The sequence below is a fragment of the Streptomyces sp. NPDC051569 genome (genome assembly GCF_044454085.1).
Lineage (GTDB): Bacteria > Actinomycetota > Actinomycetes > Streptomycetales > Streptomycetaceae > Streptomyces.
This window is the reverse complement of sequence record NZ_JBITDJ010000008.1, coordinates 98,052-123,833: the sequence shown is the minus strand read 5'-3', so window position 1 is coordinate 123,833 and position 25,782 is coordinate 98,052. Positions and strand designations below refer to the sequence as shown.

Annotated in this window: 18 protein-coding genes; 9 read left to right on the top strand and 9 right to left on the bottom strand. The window is 72.1% G+C overall.

Annotated elements, in window-relative coordinates:
* Positions 1-80: 80 nt before the first annotated feature.
* The 3 genes from ACIBAE_RS15340 to ACIBAE_RS15330 all read right to left on the bottom strand — a co-directional run bounded on the left by ACIBAE_RS15340 (position 81) and on the right by ACIBAE_RS15330 (position 3,786).
* Positions 81-1,613 carry an MFS transporter gene (locus ACIBAE_RS15340; protein WP_399285247.1) on the bottom strand — a complete coding sequence of 511 codons (1,533 nt, stop codon included), beginning with the start codon at positions 1,611-1,613 and terminating at the stop codon, positions 81-83.
* Between the two features lie 492 nt (positions 1,614-2,105).
* Positions 2,106-2,642 carry a hypothetical protein gene (locus ACIBAE_RS15335; RefSeq protein WP_399285245.1) on the bottom strand — a complete coding sequence of 179 codons (537 nt, stop codon included), beginning with the start codon at positions 2,640-2,642 and terminating at the stop codon, positions 2,106-2,108.
* Between the two features lie 169 nt (positions 2,643-2,811).
* Positions 2,812-3,786: a LuxR C-terminal-related transcriptional regulator gene (locus tag ACIBAE_RS15330; protein WP_399285243.1), complete on the bottom strand. Its 975-nt coding sequence runs from the start codon at positions 3,784-3,786 to the stop codon at positions 2,812-2,814.
* Between the two features lie 199 nt (positions 3,787-3,985).
* Here ACIBAE_RS15330 and ACIBAE_RS15325 point away from each other — a divergent pair, with 199 nt between their 5' ends.
* A complete protein-coding gene (locus ACIBAE_RS15325) occupies positions 3,986-4,177 on the top strand; it encodes a hypothetical protein (RefSeq protein WP_399285242.1) in 192 nt (63 codons plus the stop codon).
* 78 nt (positions 4,178-4,255) lie between these two features.
* The gene (locus tag ACIBAE_RS15320) at positions 4,256-4,471 is read left to right on the top strand and encodes a response regulator transcription factor (RefSeq protein WP_399285241.1); all 216 of its coding nucleotides are present in this window, start codon (positions 4,256-4,258) and stop codon (positions 4,469-4,471) included.
* A gap of 446 nt (positions 4,472-4,917) precedes the next feature.
* On the opposite strand, the gene gap is transcribed toward ACIBAE_RS15320, so the two are convergent.
* From gap to ACIBAE_RS15305, 3 genes are all read right to left on the bottom strand, one after another.
* Positions 4,918-5,916: a type I glyceraldehyde-3-phosphate dehydrogenase gene (gene gap / locus ACIBAE_RS15315; RefSeq protein ID WP_399285240.1), complete on the bottom strand. Its 999-nt coding sequence runs from the start codon at positions 5,914-5,916 to the stop codon at positions 4,918-4,920.
* 163 nt (positions 5,917-6,079) lie between these two features.
* On the bottom strand, positions 6,080-7,036 hold the full coding sequence (locus tag ACIBAE_RS15310) for a GlxA family transcriptional regulator (protein WP_399285238.1): 957 nt from the start codon (positions 7,034-7,036) through the stop codon (positions 6,080-6,082).
* A 158-nt stretch (positions 7,037-7,194) separates the two neighbouring features.
* On the bottom strand, positions 7,195-8,064 hold the full coding sequence (locus ACIBAE_RS15305; RefSeq protein WP_399285236.1) for a helix-turn-helix transcriptional regulator: 870 nt from the start codon (positions 8,062-8,064) through the stop codon (positions 7,195-7,197).
* Between the two features lie 145 nt (positions 8,065-8,209).
* Here ACIBAE_RS15305 and ACIBAE_RS15300 point away from each other — a divergent pair, with 145 nt between their 5' ends.
* On the top strand, positions 8,210-9,073 hold the full coding sequence (locus tag ACIBAE_RS15300) for an NAD-dependent epimerase/dehydratase family protein (protein WP_399285234.1): 864 nt from the start codon (positions 8,210-8,212) through the stop codon (positions 9,071-9,073).
* A 344-nt stretch (positions 9,074-9,417) separates the two neighbouring features.
* Here the strand turns inward: ACIBAE_RS15300 and ACIBAE_RS15295 are convergent, their stop codons facing one another.
* Genes ACIBAE_RS15295 through ACIBAE_RS15285 form a run of 3 tightly spaced genes read right to left on the bottom strand, consistent with a single transcriptional unit; the run spans position 9,418 to position 12,458 of the window.
* Positions 9,418-10,404: an aldo/keto reductase gene (locus ACIBAE_RS15295; protein WP_399285232.1), complete on the bottom strand. Its 987-nt coding sequence runs from the start codon at positions 10,402-10,404 to the stop codon at positions 9,418-9,420.
* Between the two features lie 46 nt (positions 10,405-10,450).
* Complete coding sequence (locus tag ACIBAE_RS15290; RefSeq protein WP_399285230.1) at positions 10,451-11,221, bottom strand: thioesterase II family protein; 771 nt, start codon at positions 11,219-11,221, stop codon at positions 10,451-10,453.
* A gap of 7 nt (positions 11,222-11,228) precedes the next feature.
* Positions 11,229-12,458, bottom strand: coding sequence for a cytochrome P450 (locus tag ACIBAE_RS15285; RefSeq protein WP_399285228.1), 1,230 nt, complete (start codon positions 12,456-12,458; stop codon positions 11,229-11,231).
* 444 nt (positions 12,459-12,902) lie between these two features.
* Here ACIBAE_RS15285 and ACIBAE_RS15280 point away from each other — a divergent pair, with 444 nt between their 5' ends.
* Genes ACIBAE_RS15280 through ACIBAE_RS15255 form a run of 6 tightly spaced genes read left to right on the top strand, consistent with a single transcriptional unit; the run spans position 12,903 to position 25,781 of the window.
* On the top strand, positions 12,903-14,558 hold the full coding sequence (locus ACIBAE_RS15280) for a condensation domain-containing protein (RefSeq protein ID WP_399285226.1): 1,656 nt from the start codon (positions 12,903-12,905) through the stop codon (positions 14,556-14,558).
* A complete protein-coding gene (locus tag ACIBAE_RS15275) occupies positions 14,555-18,025 on the top strand; it encodes an amino acid adenylation domain-containing protein (protein ID WP_399285224.1) in 3,471 nt (1,156 codons plus the stop codon). Before ACIBAE_RS15280 ends, ACIBAE_RS15275 begins: the two co-directional genes overlap by 4 nt.
* Complete coding sequence (locus tag ACIBAE_RS15270; protein ID WP_399285222.1) at positions 18,022-19,206, top strand: cytochrome P450; 1,185 nt, start codon at positions 18,022-18,024, stop codon at positions 19,204-19,206. The genes ACIBAE_RS15275 and ACIBAE_RS15270 overlap by 4 nt, the downstream gene beginning before the upstream one ends.
* Positions 19,207-19,208: 2 nt before the next feature.
* Positions 19,209-23,042 carry a type I polyketide synthase gene (locus tag ACIBAE_RS15265; protein ID WP_399285221.1) on the top strand — a complete coding sequence of 1,278 codons (3,834 nt, stop codon included), beginning with the start codon at positions 19,209-19,211 and terminating at the stop codon, positions 23,040-23,042.
* 40 nt (positions 23,043-23,082) lie between these two features.
* Positions 23,083-24,489, top strand: a complete 1,407-nt coding sequence (locus tag ACIBAE_RS15260) for an MFS transporter (RefSeq protein WP_399285220.1) — start codon at positions 23,083-23,085, stop codon at positions 24,487-24,489.
* Positions 24,489-25,781, top strand: coding sequence for a cytochrome P450 (locus tag ACIBAE_RS15255; protein WP_399285218.1), 1,293 nt, complete (start codon positions 24,489-24,491; stop codon positions 25,779-25,781). Before ACIBAE_RS15260 ends, ACIBAE_RS15255 begins: the two co-directional genes overlap by 1 nt.
* Position 25,782: the final 1 nt, after the last annotated feature.

Sequence of the window (25,782 nt, the reverse complement as noted above, 5' to 3'; positions counted from 1 at the left end):
AGGCCGGGACCGCGACGTTCCGCCACGGGGGCGGCGGACAGGAGGGCCGGACGGGGGGATCGTCTTCGTACAGAGAAAAGCTAGCTCCCGGGCCCGGGCGGAACAGGCACTGCGGGAGGCACTTCCTGCGGTACTTCCGCCCCGGGCGGTACTTCCGGCCCGGCCGGTACTTCCGCCCCGGGCGGTACTTCCGCCCCGGCCGCCCCGGCGCCCGCTTCCCCCGCGGCCCCCTCCCCCGCGGCCCCCTCCCCCACGGTCCCCTCCCCCGCCGCCCCGTCCCCGTCCGGCTGCCGCAAGGACAGCACCGGGGAGGGCAGCAGCCAGAGGAACGCGGTGAGCCCGCCGGCCACGGCGATCCACAGCGTGGGGCGCAGACCGAACACCGTGGCGACGGCTCCGGCGAGCAGCGAAGCGACGGGCCTGGTACCGAGGCTGACGGCCTGGTAGGCGCCGAAGACCCTGGACCGGAGCGCGTCGGGCACGGAGGTCGTGAGGATGGTGGCCAGGGCGACGTCGAGCCACATGACGCCCAGCCCGGACAGGAACTCCGCGAGCAGGAGCATCCCGAGGACGACCGGCGCGGGTCCGGTCGCGGCCGGGATGAGCAGCAGGGGGGCCGGGAGCAGGACGCAGCCGAGCAGGAAGGTACGGCCCACACCCACCCGCCGGGCCAGGGGCGTCGCACAGGCGGCGCCCAGCAGCGCGCCGCAGGCGCCCGCGCCGAGGACCACCCCGAGGACGCCGGGACGGATGTGCAGGGCGGTGCTGGAGTAGAGGACGAAGAGCGTGGAGACCATGCCCGTGAAGAAGTTGACCGTGGCGGTCGCGGCGAGGGCCGCCCGGATGACGCCCGACCGCGCGATGAAGGTGACAGCGGTTTTGAGCTGGCCGGCGGCCCTGGGCTCCGGAGCGGCTTCGGCCGGGGAGATCCGGGAGAGGCAGAAGGCCGAGGCCAGGTAGGACAGGGCGTCCGCGAACAGGGCCACCGGCGCCGAGAGCAACTGCACCAGGATCCCGCCGAGGCTCGGTCCGAGCATCTTGGACATGGCCCGGCTGCCGCTGGTCAGCGCGTTCCCCTCGACGTAACGCCCGGGCGGGACCAGCGCTTTGAAGACCGGCGGGTTGCAGACCTCGAAGAGGACCGAGAAGGTACCGGCGAGGAACGCCACGACATAGAGGTGGACGAGCGTCAGGGCATCGAACACATAGGCGATCGGGATGGTGGTGAGCAGGGCGAAGCGGCCGAGATCCGCCACGATCATGACCCTGCGCCGGTGTGCGCGCCGGTCCGCCCAGAGACCGGCGTGGAGTGCGAAGAGCAGGTTGGGCAGCCAGGTCGCGGCACCCAGGTAACCCATCTGGGCGGCGTCGGCGTGCACCACGGTGACCCCGATGAGGGGGATCGCGAGGGAGGAGATCTGTTCCCCGAGCCGGGAGATCGTCTGCCCCGCCCAGTAGTGCCGGAAGGCGGTGGCCCGGAGCAGCGGTGGCAGCAGGCGACCGCCCCTCCCCGGGGGCGGAGCCGATTCCTTCGCGAGCGCGTGGGGCTTCTCCGGCGTCTCCGCGCCGTCCGGGATACGGGGCACGGTGCCGTCAGCGGCGGACGAGGTCATGCGGGGGTCCTTCCGAGCGTTCCGGCCTTCGCCCAGCCGGTCAGCTGCGGCGCGTGGAACGGACGGCACCCGCGGTCTGCCACTCACCAGGACGGTGCCCACGGACGGTGCGTGCGGAAGGCACGAGCGGACGGAGGTGGACCCGGGCTCGGCCACCCCGGCCACGGACGCGAGCACGGGCACAGGCACAGGCAGGCGCGGAAGAGCAGAGGTCCCGCCTGGCGCTCACGCGGACTCCGCTTGCCGTGGCGAGTGGCCCGACGCGCGCGGTACGTCCGGAACCGACCTTTCGGTACGGGACTGTTCCACTCCCGCGCGGACGCCTCAAGTCACCGGTTCACGTGACCGCGTGACCGCGCGGCCCGGCTCCCGGGGCGCGTGCCGGGCGGCACCAGCCGGTCCGGGCACCGGTGGCTGACGAGCGGCGGAGGTGACGGGCACCGGTGGGTGGTGGCGAGCGGCGGTGGGTGGCGGCGAGCGGCAGCGCCGCCGTCACCACCCCCCGCCCGGCCCGGGTCCCCGGCGCGCGTACGTGTCCAGCCCCGGTGTCGGAAGGGCCCTCGCCGCGCGCCCTGACGCCGGCGTCGGCGCCAGATAGGTGAGGGCGAACCGTGACGTGTCCGCCAGTTCGGCCTGCCTGGTCCACCCCGGCGGGATGTAGAGGACTTCACTGGGGAGCAGCCGGCACCGGAAGGACCGGGGATCGGGGCCGCCGGGCGCGGAGACCTGCCAGTTCCCGGCTCCCGCCAGCTGGTGGATCAGTACATGGCCGAAGGTCGTGCCCGAGGTCGCGTCGGCGCATGACTCGTGCAGGGCGGTCCGGGCCCACAAACCGGTCAACCGGGTGATGTGTGCCGCCAGCAGACCGAAGGCCGCGATGCGGTCCCGGGCGGAGAACGCCGGATGCTCGGAGCCGGGCCATAACATCCCGGGCCCCCGGTCCAGATGGACCGAGAGGAAATACGCCAGTTCCTGGAGGTAGAGCGCGGCGGAATCGCCGGCCGCACCCTCCTCATTCGCCATGTCCATGCCCGCCCCCGTTTCGTTCCGCTCACTTCCCCCGTGCCCGCGCACCGGCCTACGAAAAGTGCGTTCACAGCGTCCGTGACGAATGGCAGGAAGGGTATCGCCCGGTACACGGCAAGACCCCCTAGGAATCGGGAAGGATCCCGGGCCGGAACGCCTCAGCCGACTCCGTTCAGCTTTCCGGCATGGCCACCGCGTCGCGCTCCAGCATGCCCCGGGTGACGGCGGCCACCCCGGCCTGGAACCGGCTGCTGGCACCGAGTTCCTGCATGATGTCGGCGATGTGCCGCCGAGCCGTCCGCAGGGACATTCCGAGGCGGCGGGCGATGGCCTCGTCCTTGAGCCCCGCGGCGAGGAGCCGGATGATCGTCTCGTGGATCTCCCGGGCCACGATCTCCAGATCCTGGCCGACCGCGTCGGAGAAGGGTGTGGCCATGTCCCAGGTCTGATCGAAGATCTCGCACAAATAGGCCACGACGGACGGCTCACGGATGACGACCGCACCCCAGCTGCCGTCCGGTACCGGTATGAAGGCGATTTCACGGTCGAAGGCGATCAGCCGGCCGAACAGCTCGTGCCGGGTCCTGTACTGCGCACCGAGGGCCGACGCGGTGGCCACATAGGTCTGGCTGGGGCCGTTGAAGCGGGCGGTGTGGTGGTACAGGGTGCGGATCTCGATACCCCGCTCCAGCATCTCCTGGTCCCGGATCAGGGCTTCCTGCATCGCCTCCGGGACCCGGGAACCGCCGCCGGGCTGACAGGTGAGCACTTCCCTGCGGACGCGCTGGGCCTCCCGGTCGAGAGCCCGGCGCACATCATGGACACTCTCCAGGACCTCTATCGATTCGCCGGGCGGGCGACTCCGCAGGTAATGAGGGACAAACCGATCCAACTGCTCGCGAATTAAATCGATGTTCTCGCGCTGCTTGCGGATCTCTTCCTCGATGGGGGCGGCGAGCTGGGACGCGGCGGTCTCGGGCGCCACGGCGAAGGCGACGGCGGGATCTCCCGGACTGGGGTGCAGCAGACGCGCCCGGAACAGACGCTCCAGGCTCAGCCGCGCCTCATCCCGGCCGATACCGATCGCGTCGGCGATGACGTCGGGATCCGACGAGCGGCATTCGAGGACCCATACGTAGACAGACATGTCTGTCTCGCCCAGATTCAGACGAGCCTCCTCAATCCACTTCCGCCCCACTTTATGCCCATTTCCCCGTCAGTCGCTTTACTGTCAGGCATTTTGATGAGGTGCCCTCCTCCTGGCGAGCAGGTTATTTCGCAGGTCAGTGTAGGAGGTATGACAAAGCCGCCCGCCCGAGGGCGGTCGTCGCGAGAACGGAGAACTCATGAGACTTTCCGCTTCCAGCGTTCAGCTCGTTCTGTCCCTGTCCTTTTCCGCAGCCCTTCTTGTCCCCGCCTACTCCCAGGCCGTGTCCTCCACGGGCGGCGGAGAGGGCCGGACGGTGGCCACGGCTCAGGTGCACAGCGTCACGCCCTCCCCCGACGGCGGGGACGACGACACCTCCTGGGGCGGCTGACCCGGCCCCTGTCCTCCGTATCTCCCACCGCCGCGCCTTCCGGGAGCCCCGCCCGCCGTCCACGGATCGGAGTACGAGATGCAGAAAGCACCCCCCTCGACTGCCCTGACACCGCGTGAGCAGGAGGTGCTCGCCCTGCTCGCCGAAGGCGACACCTACCGGATGATCGCGCACCGGATGGGAGTGAGCCCGCACACGGTCGACACCTATCTGCGGCGGCTGCGCAGGAAGACCGGAGCCGCCAACAGGACCCAGCTCGCCTTCGTCGCCTTCAAGCTGGGCCACAAGGGCTGACGCTCTTCGCCCCCGAGGACAGCTCCGGACGCTTCGGCACGGCGGTCGCCCCGCACCGGGGGGCATCCTCACCACGTGCGGCGTCAGCGGCCGCCGGGCGGCCCCGCGCGGTACGGCGGTGTCCGGTACGGCGGTGTCCGGATGGAGCGGTCGTGAGGCGGCGGCTCAGCGACGTCCGCCTCACCGTAGAGGTCGCGCCGACGAGGTGGCACAGGTTCGGGCCGTCGGCTACCCGCCGCTTCACGCGGGCCGGTTCGTCCCGGATGACGGTGCGTCCCGGATGACGGTGCGTCCCGGATGACGGTGCGCGCCGGCTGTTCCGCGGGGGCCCGCGCGGCCGGAACCGGCGACGCGGGGCCCGCGCGGGGCCGACGCGCTGACGCTCTCGTGGCGCCGATGTCCGGTGCCGGATATCCGCAAAAGGGGCGCCGCGCGCCCCTGACCGGTCAGCCGGTGGCGAGGAGCTTGAGCGTATCGACCACGCGGTTCGAGAAGCCCCACTCGTTGTCGTACCAGGCGACCACCTTGACGTGCCGGCCGTCGACGCGGGTGAGGGCCGAGTCGAAGATCGACGAGGCCGGATTGCCCGTGATGTCGGATGACACGAGCGGGTCGTCCGAGTACTCCAGTACGCCGGCGAGCGGCCCTTCCGCCGCTGCGCGGTAGGCCGCCAGCACGTCGTCGCGCGTCACGTCGCGGGCGACGGTCGTGTTGAGTTCGACGATCGATCCCACCGGAACCGGCACGCGGATCGAGTCGCCCGACAGCTTGCCGTCGAGGTTCGGCAGGACGAGGCCGATCGCCTTGGCGGCGCCTGTCGTGGTCGGCACGATGTTGACAGCGGCGGCGCGGGCGCGGCGGGCGTCGCGGTGCGGACCGTCCTGGAGGTTCTGCTCCTGTGTGTAGGCGTGCACCGTCGTCATGAAACCGTGCTCGATGCCGGCGAGATCGTCGAGCACCGCGGCCAGCGGCGCGAGCGCGTTGGTCGTGCACGAGGCGTTCGAGACGATCGTGTGCGCTGCCGGGTCGTACGCGTCGGAGTTGACCCCGAACGCGAGGGTGACATCGGCGCCGTCCGCCGGCGCGCTGATGAGTACCCTTTTCGCGCCCGCGTCGAGGTGTGCGCGGGCGGCCGTGGCCGACGTGAAGCGGCCGGTCGCCTCCAGCACGATGTCGACGCCGAGGTCGGCCCACGGCAGCCGCGCCGGGTCGCGCTCCGCGAGCACGGTGATGCGACGGCCGTCGACGACCAGGGCCTCCCCGTCGACGGTCACCGGGCGGCCGAGCCGGCCCGCCGTCGTGTCGTAGGCGAGCAGCCGTGCGAGGGTGGCGGGCTCCGTGAGGTCGTTGACGGCGACGACCTCCAGCCCGCTGTCGCGTTCGAGCAGTGCGCGCAGCACATTGCGTCCGATGCGGCCGAATCCGTTGATGGCGATGCGAGTCATGAGTGATGTCCCTTGTTCGGTTCCGCCCTCAGGTTCTCGCGCGGCGTCCGCCGGTGACAGCGGCGTGATCGCCACGGTCCGCAAGGATCACGCCACGTGCTGGCGGGCTACTCCCCCCGGCCTACTCCCCCCGGCCTAGGCACCCCGGGTTACTCGCCCCGGGTTACTCGCCCCGGGCGAAGGTGCGCCGGTACTCGCTCGGCGTGGTGCCGAGGATGCGCTGGAAGTGCTGCCGCAGATTCGCGCCGGTGCCGAGGCCGACGTCGGCGGCGATCTGCTCGATGCCCCGCTGCGAACGTTCGAGCAGCTCACGGGCGACGTCGATGCGGGCGCGCATGACCCACTGCATCGGCGTGTACCCCGCGTCCTCGACGAAGCGTCGCGAGAACGTGCGCGGCGACACCGCCGCGTGCCGGGCGAGCACGTCCAGGGTGAGGGGCTCACCGAGCCGGTGCAGCGCCCACTCCCGGGTGGCGGCGAACCGCTCGCCGAGCGGTTCGGGCACGCTGCGCGGCACGTACTGCGCCTGACCGCCGCTGCGGTAGGGCGCCGCCACCAGGCGCCGGGCCGCGTGGTTCGACGCGGACACCCCGAGATCGCCGCGCAGGATGTGCAGGCACAGGTCGATGCCCGAGGCGGCGCCGGCCGACGTCAGCACGCTGCCCTCGTCGACGAACAGAACGTTCTCGTCGACCTGAACGAGCGGACGCTTCGCCGCGAGTGCCCGCGTGTAATGCCAGTGCGTCGTGGCGCGCTTGCCGTCGAGCAGGCCCGTGGCGGCGAGCGCGAAGGCGCCCGTCGAGATGGCGGCGAGCCGCGCGCCCCGGTCGTGAGCGGCGATCAGCGCGTCGATCACGGCCCGGGGCGGGTCGTCGCGGTCCGGGAACCGGTAGCCGGGCACGAAGACGATGTCGGCCCACTCAAGCTCGTGGAGGCCGTGGGCGACGTAGTACGACAGGCCGTCGCCGCCGGTCACCAGACCGGGTGCCGCGCCGCACACCCGCACTTCGTACGGCATGCTCGCGCGGGTCGTGAACACCTGCGCGGGGATACCGACATCGAGAGGCTTCGCACCCTCGAGCACGAGGACGGCGATGTGACGCCGGGGTGGGGCTGGCACGGGGAAAAGGCTACGCGGGGTGCGAGGGTCGCGTCAGCCCCCGCCGGGCGCGCGCGGAGGCCCGCTCCGGTGCGACGCCGCACCGAACCCGCCGCACCGCAGCACCGCCGCACCGCCGCACCGCAGCACGAGCGGCCCGGCGACGGCGGGATCCTTCCTCAGCGTTCAACCTGGTTCGGTTCGGGCTCGGGCCGGGACAAGTCCTGCAGGCCCACCACCCGCAGCAGTTCCAGCCGCTGCTGGGCGACGCTGCCGGGGCGGGCGGTGAAGACGATCAGCCGCTGCCCGTGGTCGGGGCTCAGCATCACTTCGCAGTCCAGCTCGATCTCACCGACCAGCGGATGCACGATCGTCTTGGTGTCGCTGCGGCGGACCGCGACATCGTGCGCCGCCCACAGCTCCGTGAACTCCGCCGAGGCGGCCAGCAACCGCCGCACCAGCATCGCCGCGCGGGCGTCGTCCGGCCTGGCGGCGACCACCGAGCGCAGCTGCGCCGCATGCGTCCGCCCCAGCCGGTCGTGATCGTCCGCAACGAACCGCACCCGAGCGTCCGGCACGGTGAACCAGCGCCAGAACATATTGCGTTCGAGGCCGGGTGAGACGCTGATGTCGCCGATCAGCGCCATCGACATCGCGTTCTGCGCGAGCACGTCCCCGATGTCCGAGGTCACATGCGCCGGGGTGTCGTGCAGCCGGTCCAGGATCAGCAGCAGCCCCGGCCGTACGTGCCGGCTGCCGCTGGAGGCACGCGGCGGGGCCTGCCCGGCAAGGTGGTACAGGTGGTCCCGCTCGTCGCCGGTCAACCGCAGCGCCCGGGCCAGCGCGCCCAGCATCTGCGCGGACGGGTGCGGGCCGCGCGACTGCTCCAGCCGGGTGTAGTAGTCCACGGACATCCCCGTCAGCTGTGCGACCTCCTCCCGTCGCAGTCCGGGGGTGCGCCGCCGGGCCCTGTCCGGCAGGCCCACGTCGGCCGGTGCGAGGCGGCTCCGCGAGCGGCGGAGGAAGTCGGCGAGCTGGGCGCGGTCCATGTCTCCAGCATCCGTCTCCCGCGGCGACTCTTCCAGGGATCGCCGGTCCCTGGATAAGCGGGTCTCTCCCGTCGCCACGGGCGCCGTGCCCACAGTGGAGTCACGACCCAGCGAGAGCACGACCCAGCGAGAGAAGGACGCGACGATGAACACCATTCTGGTGACCGGGGCCACCGGCCAGGTCGGAAAGCGCTTCGTCCCCCGGCTGCTGCAGTGGGCCGCCGACGAGGAGACGGTGCGGGTGCTGGTGCGGGACGAGGCGCGCGGCGAGCACTTCGCCGCACTCGGCGCCGACGTGGTCGTCGGCGACCTGCGTGAGGAGGCCGACCGGGCCAAGGCGCTCGACGGCGCGAGCGCGGTCGTCAATGTCGCCGCCGCTTTCCGCGATGTGCCGGACGCGGAGGCCTGGGCGGTGAACCGTGACGCCGCCGTCGCCCTCGGTCGCCAGGCCCTGGCCACGGGCGTCAGCCGCTTTGTGCAGACCAGCACCAACCTGGTCTACGGAGCGGGCCGCGGCCGTCCCGCCCAGGAGCGGGACGAACCGCGCCCGAGCGACGACCGAGGCGTCTACCCGGCCTCCAAGGCCCAGGCCGACGCCGCACTCGAAGAACTGCGCGACTCCCGGGGCCTGCCGCTGGTGACGGTCCGGCTGGCCTTCGTCTACGGCGAGGGCGACCCGCACCTGGGCCAGGCCGTACGCTTCGCCGCCGGTTGGGCCGCCCACCAGCGGATGCCGATGGTGCACCATGCGGACGCGGCCCAGGCGCTCTTCCGGGCGCTGCGCGCGCCCGGAGTCGAAGGCCGGATCTTCCACGCGTCCGACGACGCCCCGGTCACCGCCTTCGACCTGTACCGGCTCGCCGGCGTCCCGCTGCCCGACGGTGCCGCCGACCGACAGGACCCCGACCCGTGGCGCGGCGTCACCGACAACCTCCCGCTACGCGAGGAGCTGGGCTGGCGTCCGATCTACCCGTCGGTGTGGACCGCGCGCGACGCCGGGGCGCTGTAGTCGTCGTCCGGGCGGCGGATCCGGACGTGTTCCGGCGAATCCACCCGTTCGGAGCCGCGCGGGCGCCGCCGGTGGGAGGACGATGGCGGCGTCGGGGTGCGGGCCGGCCGTTCGCAGAAGAAAAGGCCCAGGTCAGAGGGCGCCAGCGGCACCCCGGCCCGCTCGGCCTGGTGCTCGATGTACGGCCGGGTCGGTGGAAACTCGCAGACGGCGATCAGGGAGAACACGCCGTCCGCGAGCGGGGCGAAGAAGTGGCCGGGCCGCGTCGCGGGAGCGGCGCACGAAGCCGATGACCGGTCCCGGATCTTCCCGGGCCGGTCACCGGCGTGGTCGGACGGCGGGTGTCAGTTCGCGGAGTCGAGCTTCGCCCGCTGTCCCGTCGTCAGTTCCAGGTCCACCGCGGCCAGGCTGTCGTCCAGCTGGGCGACCGAAGACGCGCCGACCAGCGGGAGGATCGGGATCTCGCCACCCATCAGCCAGGACAGGACCACCTGGTTGACGGTCGCGCCGGCCTCCTCGGCCACCTCGCGTACGGCGGTCAGGCGGGCCGGAGTGCCCGCGTGTTCGAAGCCCGGGCCCAGCGGCTTGTCGTCACGGACGTACGCGCCGGAGAGCAGGGGGGAGTAGGCGATCTGGGTGAGTGCGGGGTTCGCCCGCACGTAGCTCAGGAGATCGCCGCTGACGAGACCCTGGTTACCGTCGGGGGAACGCAGGCTCGGGGTGTCGGTGCGCTGGCGCAGGTAGCTGTGGTGGTGTTGCAGGACCTCGTAGCCGGGCAGTCCCGCCGCCGCGGCCAGTGTCCGGGCGCGTTCCACTCGCCATGCCCAGTGGTTGCTCGCGCCCAGCAGCCCGGCGATGCCGTCGTTGACGACCTCGCCGAATGCCTCGACGGTCTCCTCCAGCGGTGTCTTCTCGTCCATGACGTGCGCGTAGAGCAGGTGGATGCGCTCGACGCCGAGCCGCTCCCGGCTGCGCTCGGCGGATTCGCGGATCACTTTGGCGGAAAGTCCCTCGATGTCGAGGCTGAATCCGTTGGTGGGGGCGTTCGGCCGGGCGCCGAGCTTGGTGGCGATGGTGATTTCGTCACCGATCCCCCGGCTGCGGATCCAGCGGCCGAGCAGTTCCTCACTTTCGCCGCCCTGTGTCCCATTGACCCAGAACGCGTAGTTGTTGGACGTGTCGATGAAGGTTCCGCCGGCCTCGACAAAGCGGTCGAGAATCGCGAAGGACGTCGCCTCGTCGGTCACCGTTCCGAAGAGCATCGAACCGAGGCTCACCACACTCACCTCACGGCGGGTGCTGGGGTCGCTGCCAATGACGCGGTATTTCATGGTGAGTCCTATCCAGAAGGTGGTGGCCGTGCGGAAAGCGGAATGATTACGTCCGAATAAACTGCGTCCGGGCATCGGGAGTGGACGTGGTGATGCTATCCACGATGGCATCGAGATGCCGGACCAGATAGAAATGACCGCCGTCGAACACACGGAGCCGGAATCGCTCCGTCGTGTGGTCGGCCCACGCCTCGGCCTGGGCGCTGTTCACCCGGGGGTCGACGTCGCCGATGAACGCGGTGATGGGGCAGTCGAGACGAGAGGCCCCCTGGTAGCGGTACGTCTCCGTGGCGACGTAGTCGCTCCGTACCGCCGGAAGGATGGCCGCCAGCAGCTCGGGGTGGTCCAGCATCCGCGTGTCCGTACCGCCCAGCAGCCTGATGTCGGCGATGAGTTCCTCGTCGGTCGCGAGGTGCACGGAACCCGGCGCGGGGACCGACGGGGCGCGGCGCCCGGACACGAACAGGGCCGACGCCTCGGCTCCGTTCGCGCGCAGCCGGCAGGCCACCTCGAAGGCGAGCGTCGCGCCCATGCTGTGCCCGAAGAGGGCGAACGGCTCCCGGGTCCAGTCGGCCAGCTCGGCGGCGATGCGGTCGGCCAGCTCGGTCATGCTCTCGACGCACGGTTCGTTGAACCGCTCCTGGCGGCCCGGGTACTGGACGGCGAGCATCTCGGTCCCGGGCGCGAGGAGGGCCGAGAACGGGAAGTAGTAGGAGGCGTTGCCGCCGGCGTGCGGAAAGCAGAAGAGCCGCGGGGCTCCGGGGGCCGCGGTGTGGAAGCGGCGCAGCCAGGGAGTGTTCGGTGGAGTCACGAGCATCGGGGCGTCACCCCGGGCGCCGGACGCCGGCACCGGTGCGGAGCCGGGCCGTGATGGGGACGTGTTTGTAGCCGGACACGAAGTTCGAGGCGAGGCGCTCGGGTTCGCCGGCCGGCCGGAAGTCCTCGAAGCGGGTGAGGAGTTCCTCGAAGAGGATGCGCAGCGTGACCCGGGCGACGCTGTGTCCGACGCAGTAGTGCGGGCCGATGCCGAATGCCACGTGCTTGTTGGGCTTGCGGCGGATGTCGAAGGTCGTGGCGTCGGGGAAGACGGCCTCGTCCCGGTTGGCGGCGCCGAGCCAGACCACCACCGCGTCGCCCGCGGCGACCAGGGTGTTGCGGATCTCGGTGTCGTGTGTCGCGTAGCGCAGGAAGTGGTTCACGGGCGAGGCCCAGCGCAGCGCCTCCTCGACGGCCGTGACATTGACTTCGGGGTGGGCGGCCCAGTCCTCCAGCACTCCGCTGTCGATGAACTCGGCCATGACGTAGTTGGGCGAGTGCGGGGTGGTGACGTTGGCGCCGAGCAGCAGGCTGTAGCAGTTCGCCACGATCTCCCCGGGGTCCATGTGGCGGCCCTCGAACTCGGTGGAAATCAGTACGCTCAGCAGGTCGTCGCCGAGGTCGCCCCGGCGGAAGCGGACCAGGTCCTGGAAGTACGCGAAGAGTTCGCGGTGGGCCGATTCCAGGGTGGCGGCCTTGCCGCCCGGATCCTGGTAGTCCGGGTCGTCGGCGGCGATGCAGACCGTGGTGAGCCTGCTGAGCCAGGGCCAGTCCGCCTGGGGCAAGCCCATCATCGTGCCGGTCACGGACATCGGCATCGCCAGCATCGCCTCGGCGAAGTCGAAGCTTCCGCCGTCGCCGAGCGGCGTGATCAGGTCGAGGATCAGGCGGCGGATCATGTCCTTCTGCCGCTCCACCGCCTTGACCGCCAGCGCCTTTTTCAGGCGGGTCTGCATCTCGGTGTGCCGGGGCGGGTCCGTGACGGCCAGCTGCTTGCCGCCGGCCGGGTCGTCCGTGCCCAGCAGGTCGAGCATGGTGCCGCGTTCGGAGGTGAAGGTCGCGGTCTCGCGCAGTACCCGCTCGGCGTCCTCGAACCCGACGATGTTCCAGAATCCGCGCTTTTCGTCGACCTCCTGACGGGTCAGCGAGTCCAGCTCCCGCATCCGCCGCCACACGGCGTGCGCGTCACCCTCGCTGTAGAGCAGGGGATTGACGAGGTCGGCCGCTCCCGGGTGCACGGGGCATCTGGAAATGGCGGCATCGTGGACTTTCAAGGTCGTCATCCTTTCGTCCGTGTGCGGAGCGGACCCTCCTGAATTGCTCGGAGGCGTGCCGCAGGACAACGTACAGGACAGGCACCGAGGCGTGAGTCAATAACTCTCCCGTCCGCCCGATCCGAGCATGCGAAAGAATTCGGACACCGACTTCCGGCCAGGGGGAAGATATTGAGTCACGTGGCCGGAATCGAAAATGAGCTGGTTGGGGCTGCGCATTCCATACATTCGAGATCACCCTTGACATGCTGAATGCGGTCGACCTAGCCTCATCCAGCCGATGGTCGGAGATCACATCCGGCCGTGCACACCCTTCCTTTCCTGTTTGAATTGGCGTCGAAATATACGCGGCACAGACTGTCATTTTCGCGATCCCATCGTTAGGCGAGTATTGAGGGGGATTCTTTCTTGCTGTCCGCTTCATCACGGGAAGAGCCTCTTTGGTATCCGGCCACCCGGATGCAGCAGGGCCTGTGGGTGCTGGATCACGACGAACTCCTCAAGCCCACGCAACTTGTCCCCTCGGTGATCGAGTTCACGGGACCGGTGGATCACGCACTGCTCGTGTCCTCGGTGCGGCGCGCGCTCGGCAGGCACCCGTCGCTGCGAGCCCGGTTCCGGCTCGACATGAAGCGCCGCCGGGTCGAATACAGCACCCACGGGGAAGCGGCCGATGCCGGATTCCTCGACGCCGCGGCCGAAGGCTGGACCGAGGACGAGATCGACCGGCTGGTGCGCGCGCTGTGCTGCACTCCGTTCGACCTGGCCGCCGAGGCGCCCGCACGGGCCGAGGTCGTCCGGATCGACGCCGAGCGGACCCTCCTCGTCCTCACCTCGCACCACATCGTCTTCGACGGCCTGTCGCGCACGATGCTGCTTGAGGAGATCTTCACCATCTACCGGGCCGGACTCGCCGGTGTGGAACCGGAGCTGAGCAGCCCGCCACATCCGGCCTCGGTGGTCGTCACACCCTCGGAGGAAGAGGTGGCCGCCCAGGTCGCGGAGGTGGTCGCACGGCTGCGCGGCGCCCCCACCGATGTGCGGCTCCCCTTCGAACGTACCCACCAGGACACGTCACCGCTCGGGACCACCGTCACCACCCGCCTCGACGCGGAGCGGACGGCCAGGGCCATGGCGGTGGCGGCGCAGGAGGGCTGCACGCCCTTCATGCTGGGCGTCGCCCTGCTGGCCGGCACCCTGGCCCGGAGCAGCGTCCAGCGGGACTTCCTCATCGCCTTCGCCTGGCCGGGACGCGACCATCCCGAGGCCGCCGACGTCATCGGCATGTTCATCACCACGGTGGTCCTGCGCGTGTCCCTCGACTCCGGCACCACTTGGCGCCAACTGCTGCGCAACGCGCGGATCGGCAGCATGGAGGCGTTCATGGACAGCGACGTACCGCTGGACGCCATCTCGGCCGAGCTCAACCCGGACCGCAACGCGCTCTGGCCGCCCCTGACCCCGGTGCTCCTCAACCTGGACGACGCGCCGCACGCGCCCGAACTCGCCCCGGGTGTCACGGGCCGGCTCCGGCCGCTCGACCCTCTGTACATCAAGTACGACCTCGCGGTGTTCGTCCGTGTCGCGGACGACGCCGAGGGACGGCAACTGGAGCTGTCCCTGGACCACCCCGTGGACGTCACCGACCACGCCACCGTCTCCGCCTTCCTGACGAGCCTGCGGCGCAGTGCCGCGGACCTTGCCGCCTTCCCGGAGGAAACCGTGCTCGAACAGCCCATCGACGCGATCAACCTGGACGACCCCGCCGAGCGGCTCGAACTCGTACGGTCCATCTGGCGGGAGGTCCTGGAGAGCGACGAGATCGACGACGACGTCAGCTTCTTCGAATCGGGCGGCGACTCCCTGCTGCTCGTGCTGCTCGTGGAGCGGCTGAGCCAGGCGTCCGGGCGGGCGCTGCGCACCGTCGACCTCTTCCGCTCGGCCACGGTGAGCGGCCAGGCCGAGCTGCTCGCGGGTCCCGCCGGGGAATCCGCACCCACCGCCCCGGCCGGCCTCCTCGACGCGGCCCGCAACCGGCGCACCGCCGACGAGGCCGTCCGATGACGCGCGAAGAGCTGGCCCTGTCCGTCCTGGGTGAGGAGAGCGACCCGGCGAGCTTCGCCACGGAGAGCCTCATCGCCCTCGGCGGCGACTCGCTGCGCGCGATGCGTCTGGCCGCTCTGCTCCGGGAACAGCTGGGCCTGCGCATCGAGGTGGCGGCGCTGCTGAGCGCGCGGCCCCTCGCCGAGGTGCTGGCCGACGCGGCGCCCGAGGCCCCGGGCGCCGGCGCTCCGCCGGCCGGCGAGCGCCCCGATGCCGCGGACGACGGCTCCCTTTCCCCGGCGCAGCGCGGGATGTGGTTCATGGAGCGCGTGGCCGGCGGCTCCCCGTACAACCTGGTCTTCAGCTGCTTCGTCGAGGACGGCTCGCTGGACCGGGAGAAGCTCGCCAAGGCCCTGGCCGAGACCGCCGCCCGCCACGAAGGTCTGCGCACCGTCTTCCGCGAGAGCGACGACGGTGTCGCGGGCGAGGTCCTGCCCGCCCACACGCCGGAGCTGACGGCGTTCACGTACGACGGCCCGGCGGCCGGCTTCGACGCGTATGTACGCCGAGCGGCCACCGAGCGGGGGGGCGAGCCCTTCGATCTGTCGGCCGCTCCCGCCTACCGGTTCCTGCACTTCTCGCACCCGGGAGGCCGCGAAGCCGTCGTCCTGGCCGCACACCACATGCTGCTCGACGGCTGGGCGGTAGGACTACTGCTCAAGGAGGTGTTCGCCCGCTACGGAGCCCTCACCGGCAGCGCCCCCGGGCCGGACTTCGCCCCGGCCGTCCAGCTGCGGGCGCTGCTGCGCCGTCAGGAGGCCCTGCGCGCCGCGGGCGGGTGGGACAGCAGCGGAACCTTCTGGAAGAGACACCTCGACGGGGTCCCCCCGGTACTGGAACTGCCCGCCGACCGGCCGCGCCCCGCCGTCCAGGACGCCGCGGGCGCGCGTACCGCGCTGGACCTGGGCGCCCCGGCGACCGAAGCGGTGACCGAGCGGGCCCGGGAGCTCGGCGTCACCCCGTACGCCTTTCTGCTCGGTGCCTTCGGCCTGGTCCTGAGCCGGCGGACGGGCGCCCGCCGGCTGCTCGTCGGGGTGCCGCTGCTGGGCCGCGGATCCTCCGAGCTGGAACGTCTGATCGCCGTGTCCGGCAACCTCGTACCGGTACGTGTCGATGTCGACGACGAGTCGAGCGCCGCCGACTATCTCCGCTCGGTGCACGCTTCCCTGGCGCGGAGCATCGACGCGGGCGACCTGCCCTTCGAGGAGTTGGTGTCCCGCCTCGGGATCGAGCGCGGCCACGGCTGCCACCCTCTGGTCCAGGTCTGCTTCGGCATGCACGACCAGCTCGTGCCGGAGACTCTCAGCGCCGGAGCCACGCGACTGCGGGTCGAGGAGGGGCACGGCGGCGGTTCGCAGTTCGACCTCACGCTGCTCATCGGACGCGCCGAGCCGTCGTTCGCCGGCCACGTGGAGTACGCGACCAGCGTCTGGACCGAGGACGAGACCCGCGCGTTCGTCGCCGATTTCCGCGCGGCCGTGGACCAGCTGGCCGCCGACCCGGCCGTCCGGCTCGAGGAGGTGCGCTGCATCTCCTCAACGGGCCGGGCACGGCTCGACGAGATCAACAGAACGGGCCGTGACTTCCCCGCCACCTCCCTCGACGCGCTCTTCCGGGAGGTGGCCGCGCGGACGCCGGATGCCGTGGCCGTACGCGACGAGGCGTCCGCACTCACCTACGCGCAGCTGGCGGAGGCTGCCCGCGAGCAGGCGCGCCGGTTGCGCGAGGCCGGCGTCGAGCCGGGCGACCGGGTGCTGGTGGGCGTGGACCGGTCGGTGGCCGAGGCCGTGGCCGTCCTGGGAGTGCAGTGGGCGGGCGCCGCGTACGTCGGCGTGGAGCTGAGCGGGTCGGACCCCCATCTGGCGAGGATCGTGGGGCGTGCCGAACCGGCCGCGGCTCTGGTCGGCCCGGTCTCCGGGGCCGCCGCGACGCGGGTCGCCGCGCTGGGCGTCGCGCCGGTCGCCACCTGGGAGCCCTCCTGGGCGGCCCCGGCCGGTGTGCGGGAGAGCGCTGTGCCGTTGGCGCCGGAGGATCCCGCGCGCACGGCCTACGTGGCCTTCACCTCGGGGTCGACCGGTGAACCGAAGGGCGTGGTGGTCCCGCACCGTGCGGTGATCCGCCTGGTCCACCAGGCCGGCTACCTGAGTCTCGGCCCCGGCGAGCGGATGCTGCGGCTGTCGCCGCTGGCCTTCGACGCGTCGACGCTGGAACTGTGGGGCGCCCTGCTGACCGGGGCCACCCTGGAGGTGCACCCGGCCGGTCTGACGTCGCCCACCGAGCTCGGGGCGTTCCTGCGCGAGCGTGAGGTCACCGTCGCCTGGCTCACGTCGGGTCTGTTCCGGCTGCTCGGGGAATTCGCCCTCGACTCGCTCGCCGGTGTACGGCAGCTGCTGACGGGCGGCGATGTCGTGCCGCACGACCAGGCGGCTCGCGCGCTCGCCCGCCACCCGGGCCTGGTCATCACCAACGGCTACGGGCCGACGGAGAACACCACCTTCACCACCACCCACTCGGTGGAACGGCCCGAGGAGGTCGACGGCCCGCTGCCGATCGGCCGGCCGGTGCCCGGCACGCGGGTGTACGTGCTCGACGAGCGCCGCCGGGTGGTGCCTCCGGGAGCGGCCGGTGAGCTGTACGCGGGCGGCGCCGGTCTCGCCGACGGCTATCTCGGCGACGAGGACGAGACGGCGCGCACGTTCGGAGTGTTCTCCCCCGACGTGCCCGAACGCCTCTACCGCACGGGCGATGTCGTACGGATGGACGGGCTCGGAAGGCTGCGTTTCCTCGGCCGGGCCGACGATCAGGTCAAGCTCCGCGGCTACCGGGTCGAGCTGAGCGCGATCAGCGACGCCCTGACCGCTCATCCTGAGGTGCGGGACGCCGTCGTGAACGTCACGGACGGCGACAGCGCGGAGAAGCGGCTGGTGGCCGGGGTGGTGCTGGCCGACGGTGCCGGGATCGACGCGCCCGGGCTGCGCACCCTGCTCCAGGAGCGGCTGCCGGCCTACATGGTGCCCACGCTGTGGGCCGTCGTGGACCGGCTGCCGGTGACGGCCAACGGCAAGGTCGACCGGCGCGCCCTGGCGGCGCGCGCGGTCCCGGCCGGCCGGGCGGCGGCCGCCGCGTCCGGCGGTGCCTCGGCGGCGCGTCCCGCCGAGCCGGCGCGGGAGACGCCGCGGACGGCCGCCCGCGATCTGACCGAGCGGCTCGCGGAGCTGTTCACCACGGTCATCGAGGACAGTGAGCCGGTCACCGGGATCGTGGCCGACACCGACTTCTTCATGGTGGGCGGCAACTCCCTCGGCGCGGTCCGGCTCATGCGCAAACTGAAGGCACAGCTGGGAGTGAGCGTGCGCCTGCGCGACTTCCTGCTCTCCCCGACTCCGGACGGCCTGCGGGCACTCGTCGAGAAGGCCGCCGGCCGGTGAACCGTACGCCCGCGCTGTCGCCGTCCCTCCCGGAGGGCTCCCGGGCCCCGGAGTGGGACGAGGGGCTGGACTGCTGGGTCGTCGCGGATCCGCGACTGGCCCGACAGGTCCTCAACCACCCCGGCTTCGCCTCGGGGACCTTCGAGCGCTCCTTCCAGCTGTACATGCCGGAGGCGGCGCGGGAGGAGTACCGCGAACTCACCGCGTTCCTGCGGCTGTGGTTCGTACAGGCCGACGCCCCCGAGCACACGGCGCTGCGCCGCCCCGTGCAGCGGATGATGTCCGCCTCGTACGTCCGCTCCCTCGCCCCGCGCATCGAGGAAATCGTCGACGAGTCTCTCGACGGCCTCGCGTCGGCCCGGCCGCACGACGTGGTGCCGGCGGTCGCCGACGCGATCTCCGGCAGAGTCATGGCTCATGTGGTCGGCGTCGAGGAGGAGCCAGCGGTGTTGCACCGCTGGTCGCGGACGCTGTCCCTGTTCATCGGCGCCATGTACCGGCGCGATTACGCCAAGGAAGCCCACCACGCCATGACGGAGATGGCAGGGGCCCTGTCGCGGGCCTCCGCCCCGGCGGGCTTTCCGCGTGACACACCGGAGGACCGGGCCCGTACGACCGCGACCTGGGCGATGAACCTCTTCGGCGGTCTGGAGACGACGGCGTCGCTGCTGGGCTCGACCGTCCTGACCGCGCTGGGCGACCGGGCCGTATGGGACGGGATCCGCGAGGAGCGGGAGGGCGCGGTGGAGGCGCTCGTCGAGACCGTGCTCGTACGGCGTCCGCCGCTGCGGCATCTGGGGCGCGTCGTCGCGTACGACCAGGAGGTGGCCGGAGCGCGGCTGAAGGAGGGTGACCTCGTGCTCGTCAGCCTCACGGGCCATGGGCTGCTCGCCGATCCCGATGCCGATCCCGAGCCCGGTGCCGGCGGTTGCCCGGCCACCGGGGCCGGTCAGCCGGAGCAGCACCTGGTCTTCGGCCACGGACCGCACTACTGCGTCGGCGCGCCGCTCGCCCGGCTGGAGGCGGCCTTGCTGCTGCGCCGGTTCGCGCGGCGGTTCCCGGACGCCCGGCTCGCCCCCGACGCCGCCGTGTGGGGCCCCAACCTCTCGTACGTCGGTCTCGACCATCTGTACGTCGACCTGGGCCTGGAAGACACCCCGTCCCGTTCCGGAGGGGTGTGACCGTGTCGACGGAGAACGCTGTGGCCGTGGTGGGCATGGCCTGCCGGCTGCCGGGCGCCGAGGACGTCCGCCAGTACTGGGCCGCGCTCACGGGCGGTGTGGACGGGATCAGCCGCAGCACGCCGGAGCAACTGCTGGCCCGGGGGGCCGACCCCGACTACGTGCGCCGGGAGAACTTCGTCCCGGCCATGGGTGTCATCACGGGCTCCCGCCGGTTCGACTGGGCGTTCTTCAGGTACAGCCGGGCCGAGGCCGCGGCGATGGACCCGCAGCAGCGCGTGTTCCTGGAGTGCGCGACGACGGCGATCGACGACGCGGGCATCGATCCCACCCGGTTCCCGGGTCGGGTCGGGGTGTACGCGGGTGCCGACCGGGTCGGCTTCCGCGCCGACGACTCGCTGAGCGAACTCGCCCTGTACATCGGCCGGGAGAAGGACTTCCTCGCCACGCGTGTCGCCTACAAGCTGGGGCTGCGCGGTCCCGCGCTCACCGTCCAGACGGCCTGCTCGACCTCGCTCACCGCCCTCCACCTCGCCGTACGCGCCCTCGTCGGGGGAGAGTGCGACGCGGCCCTGGCCGGGGGTGTCAGCGTGATGCCCGGCGGGGAGTGGGGCTATCTCTTCGAGCCGGGCGGCATCCTGTCGCCCGATGGGCGCTGCCGGCCTTTCGACGAGAACGCGGCGGGCACCGTGCCCAGCGAGGGCGTCGCGGTGGTGGTGCTCAAGCGGCTCGCGGACGCGCTGCGCGACGGCGACCGGATCGCGGCGGTGATCGCCGGCACGGCGATCAACAACGACGGCTCGGACAAGATGGCGTACACCGCGCCCTCCATCACCGGGCAGAGCGAGGTGATCCGCGACGCCCAGCGGATCGCCGGCGTCGACCCGGCGGACATCGACTACGTCGAGGCGCACGGCACGGCGACCCAGCTCGGCGACCCGGTCGAGGTGCAAGCCCTGACCGATGTCTTCCGGGATGCCTCCGGCGCCACCGGCTGGTGCCGGCTCGGTGCCGTCAAGGGGAACATCGGACACACCGGCGTCGTGGCGGGCGCCGCGGGGCTGATCAAGACCGCGCTGATGCTGGAGCGCGGACAGCTCGTGCCCACCGCCCACTTCGGCAGTCCCAACCCGCTGCTGGAATTGGAGAGTTCGCCCTTCCGGATTGCCGCGCGCAACGAGCCCTGGCCCGCCCGCGGTACCCGGCTGGCGGCCGTCAGCTCCTTCGGCGTGGGCGGCACCAACGCCCACGTCCTGCTCCAGGGCGCGCCGAGCCGGGCGCCTCGGACCGCGCGGCCCGGGCCCCGGCCGCTCACGCTGTCGGCAGCCACACCGGACGCGCTGGGACGGCTGGCCGGGGCGCTCGCGGACCGGCTCGAACCGGCCCCTGCCGGGGAACGGGTGCCGTCGCTCGCCGAGGTGTCCCGGACCCTCGCGGAGCGGCGCGTCCACCGGCATCGCACGGCGGTGGTGGCCGGGGACCCGGCAGAGGCGGCGCGGCTGCTGCGCGAGGTCTCCGTACGGGCCGCCGAGGCCGGACCGAGCGCGGGTGCGGGTGTGCCGGATGCGAGCGCGAGCGCGGGTGCGGGTGTGGCGACGACGGCCGGGCGGCCGAAGAAGCTGGGGAAGGTCGCCTTCCTCTTCCCCGGCCAGGGCACCCTGCGGCACGGCGCGGGCGCCGCCGCGTACCGGCTGCTGCCCGGATTCCGGGCGGCGTTCGACGAGATACGCGAGGCCGTGGGCGACGCGGACGCCATCGACCTGGCACCCGTCGTCACCGACGCGGCGGCCGGGTCGGGTGCGTCAGCGGGCTCCGGGCCCGGAACCGGCGCGGCGCACGACTGGTTCGCCGACACCGTGCACCAGCAACTGGGCCTGTTCGCCCTCGGTTACGCCTTCGGGCGGCAGCTGGAGGCATGGAACATATATCCCGCCGCCATGCTCGGGAACAGCGTCGGCGAGTACGTCGCCGCCACCCTCGCCGGGGTCTGGGCCCCGGCGGACGCCGCCGCCCTGGTGCTCCGGCGCGCCCGCGCGATGGCGGACACCGAACCGGGCCGCATGCTCAGCGTCGGTGCCCGCGCCGAGGAGGTCGCACCCCGGCTGCCCCCGGACGGTGAGGTCACCATCGCCATCGAGGCCGCCGGCTCCGTGGTCCTGTCCGGCCCCGAGGCGGCCATGGCGGACCTGGTCGCGGGAGAACATCTCGCGGGCCTCGAAACCACCCCGCTGCACACCCGGCGCGCCTTCCACTCGAAGGCCATGGAACCGGCCGCCGAGGCGGTGCGGGCGACCATTTCGTCGATGCCCGCCCGTCCGCCCCGGCGGCCACTCGTCTCCAACACGACGGGAGACTGGGCCGACCCGCAGGAGGTCGCCGGCCCCGACTACTGGGCCGCGCAGCTGCGCCGGCCGGTCCTCCTGGGTGAGGCGATGACCACCCTGCTCGGCTCGGGCTGCACGACGTACGTCGAGCTGGGCCCCGGCAGCTCGATGATCGGCGGCCTGCGCGGCAGCCCCGGCTGGGACAGCGCGTACACCACGGTCCGGATGACCGCCCGGCCCGAGGAGCCGGCCGACGGCGGCCTGCTGGCGGCGCTGGGCACCCTGTGGGAACACGGCGCCGACCGCGCGCTCGACGACGTGTTCGACGCGCTGCACGGCACCGGCGAGGAGCGTCCGCCGCGCTGCTCCCTGCCGGGCTACCCGTTCCTCGGCGAGGACCCGGAGTCCGGGCGGCCCGCCCCGGTGCGGCGGCCGGGAACGGCGGCCCCGGCAGAAGGTCCCGCGCCGGCCGGGCGGGCGGTGGCGCCGGACGACCGGGGGGCGGCGGGGGCCACGGCGGTGCGGATCCTGCTGGAGGAACTGTGGTGCGGCGCTCTCGGTGTCCCCGGGGCGCTGGACAGCGACGACTTCTTCGCTCTGGGCGGGGAGTCACTCATGGCCGTCACCCTGACGGCGCGGGTCCGGGAGCGCACCGGCTGCGTGCTGTCCGTCACGGACTTCTCCCGGGCGCCGTCGTTCGGCGAGCTGGTCGCGGCGGTCGAGCGGCGGCTGCCGGCGTCCCCGGCGGCGGACGGTCCGCCCGCCACCGGTCCGGAGGCCGTGATCCCGGGCGTCGCCACCCTCAGCGAAGGCGGTACGGAGCGGCCGCTGTTCCTGGTCGCGGACGCGACCGGCAACGCGCTCCCCTACCGGGTGCTGGCCGATCTGCTGGGACTGGCCGGGGACCGGCCGGTCCTCGGCCTGGAGGACACCGGCACCGGGCGCCCGCGACCGCGCACGATCGAGGCCATCGCGGCCGCCCATGTCACCACGCTGCTCCGCGCCCAGCCCGAGGGTCCGTACACGATCGGTGGGTGGTCCTTCGGCGCCGTCGTCGCCCACGAGATGGCACGCCGGCTCACGCGGCGCGGCAAGCGCGTGGACCTGCTCGTGTGCCTGGACGGCTTCGTCCCGGACACCGGGGGGCTGCCGATGGCCTTCGCCCCCGACTTCCTGCGCGCGGGCCTGCGCGCCCAGGCCGAAGCGGCGCTCGGGATCGGCCCGCTCGCCCGCCAGGTCCGGCGCAGTCCGGCGCTGCGGAGGCAGTTCATCGCGAACCAGGCGACGCTGCTGCGCTACCGGCCTCGGCCCGTCGCGTGCCCGGCCGTGCTCTTCAAGGCGTCGAGCGGACGGCCGGAGGCCGACCGGCTGCGTACCCGGCTGTCCGGTCTCTACGGGGACGGGATCCGGGTGGAGCCGGTCGGCGGCGACCACTGGTCGATGATGGCGCGCCCGCACGCGGGCGACCTGGCGCTGAAGCTGCTCGACGTACTTCCGGGTGATTCCGGGTGATTCCGGCCGATTTCAGCGGCGGGACAAGGAGAGGATGACGATGGCTGACAAGCCGCCGGGCGGGGGCACCACCCGTGACCCGGGAGCCCTGACGACGGCAGACCCGGGGGGCGCGACGACGGCGGAGCCGGCCCGCGACCCGGGAGCCGTGGCGACGGCGGACGCGGGCCGGGAGGCCGGCCCGGCCACAGCGGAGACCTCGCTGCTGCGCAACGGGAACTTCCAGGCGCTGTGGACCAGCGAGGCGTTCGCCGCGCTCGCCAAGGAGACCGCGGAGGTCGCCTATCCGCTGCTGATCCTCGCGACCACCGGCTCAGCGCTCTACGCCGGCGCGGTGGGATCGGCGCAGCTGATCACGGCGAGTGTCATGTCGATCCCCGGCGGCACCCTCGCCGACCGGGTCGACCGGCGGATGCTGCTCATCGTCTGCAACGTGGCCCGTGTCCTCCTGCTCGGGTTGTTCGCCCTGCTCATCTCGACCGGGAACGTCAATCCGTTCGTCATCTTCGGCATCGCCATCGGTTCGGCGGTCTGCCTGGGCGTCTCGACCCCGACGGGCCTCGCGGTCATCAAGCAGTTGGTGCCACCGTCGCAGCTCACCCAGGCGACGGCGCAGAATCAGGTGCGGTACTTCGCGGCGACCATGGGCGGCCCGCCCGCCGGCGGGTCCCTGTTCGTGGTCGCCCGCGCGTTCCCGTTCCTGAGCGCGGCGGTGGCCTTCCTGATCTCGACGGTCCTGCTGCTGTTCATCCGCAAACCCCTCACGGTGGAGAGAGCCGCACCGGGAGAGAAGCGCAACGCGGCCCAGGGCTTCAGGTTCCTGGCCCGGCAGCCCGTCCTGCGCCTCCTGATCGTGTGGATCATGGGCTCGAACATGGCGTTCACCCACACCGGTGTCTTTCTCGCGCTGATCGCCACCGCCGAGAGCCGGGGCGCCTCGCCGGCCTTCACCGGCATGCTGCTGTCGATCGCCGGGGTCGGGGGGCTCGTCGGTTCCCTGCTGGCGGGCCCGATCATCAAGCGGGTGCGTCCGCCGGTGCTGTTCCTGGCCGCCGCCTGGATCGGGCCCGTCGCCGCCGTCCTGCTGGCGAACGTCTCCGGCCTGATCCCGCTCGGCATCATCGTCGCCTGTGTGTTCCTGCGTGGCCCGGTCACCAGCGCGCTGTTCCTCGCCTACCTGGCCGCCATGGCGCCCGACAAGATGCAGGGCCGCGTACTCGGCGCGGTGATGTTCATGTCCATGGTCGCCGCGCCGGTCGGTGTGTTCGGGATCGGTGCCCTCTTCGACCTGGCCGGCCCCACGTGGGTGTTCACGGCCATGGCCATCGCCTCCGGCCTCGCCGCGCTGCCCACCCTCAGCCCCCTCATCCGCAAGCTCGCCCCGCCGGAGGAGTACGCCGACACCACGGCGACCCCTGCAGCGGAGCCCACCCACAGGGAGACGTGATGACAGCCGAGACATCGGGCGAGACCGCCAGGGCCGACGGCGCGAGCGGCGCCGACCGCCTTCCGCCGGAGTTCTTCACGGCGCCCGAGGCAGGCGCCACCCACGCCGCGAACGCGAGGCTGCGCACGTCCGGCTGCCCCGTCCACGCCATCGACTACCCGCCGGGCGGCGACGCGTACGTCGTCGCCGACTACGAGACCGCGCTCAAGGGCTTCAGCGATCCGCGCCTGTCCAAGCGGGTCGACAACGCGCCGGGCTGGTTCCGGGACCTCCTCAAGGACAGCAGCCCGGTCCTCATACGCAACATGATCACCGCGGATCCGCCGGAGCACACCCGGCTGCGCAGGCTGGTCAGCAGGGCCTTCGTACCGCGCCGCATGGCACTGCTGCGGCCCCGCATCCAGGAGATAACCGACGAACTCATCGACGCCTTCCCCGAGTCGGGCGAGGTCGACCTGATGGAGTTCGCCTTCTCCCTGCCGATGCGTGTCATCTGCGAGTTCCTCGGCGTCCCGATCGACGACCGTCCGGAGCTGCACGCCTGGGGCAACTGGCTCAGCGGCGCGCCCTTCCCGGACGAGGAGTCGAACAACAAGCTGAAGTGGGCGAGCGACAGCATCGAGCGCTACCTGGTCGACCTGCTGGAGCGGCGTCGCCGCTCCGGGCTCGGCGACGACCTGGTCAGCATCCTGCTGCGGGCCGCCGACGAGGAGGACGTCTTCACCGACGACGAACTCGTCTCGACGCTGGTCCTGCTGATCATCGCCGGCCACAAGACGACGGCCAACCTCATCGGCAACGGGATGCAGGCCCTGTTCGGCCAGCCCGGCCAGCTCGAACTGCTGCGCTCGAAGCCGGAGCTGGCCGAGTCGGCCGTCGAGGAGTTCCTGCGCTTCGAACCGCCGGTCTACCGCGGCACCCTGCGGGTCGCCACCGAGGAGATGGAGCTCGCGGGCTGTCCCATTCCCAAGGAGGGGTTCGTCCATATCCTGATGGACTCCGCGAACCGCGACCCGGAGGCGTTCGAGAACCCCGACCAGCTCGACATCACCCGTGGCACCAACCGCCATCTGGCTTTCGGCCAGGGCGCGCACTTCTGCGTGGGCGCCCCGCTGTCCCGCGTCGAGGGGCAGGTGGCCTTCCCCACCCTGCTGCGCAGGCTGCCCGGACTGGCCCTGGCGGTCCCGCACGACCAGCTCGAATGGGTCTTCGACAACTCCACCAGTCGTGGCCTGAAGTCGCTGCCCGTGCGGTACGAGGCCCGGCTGGCAGCCGACGAACTGGAGCACTGAG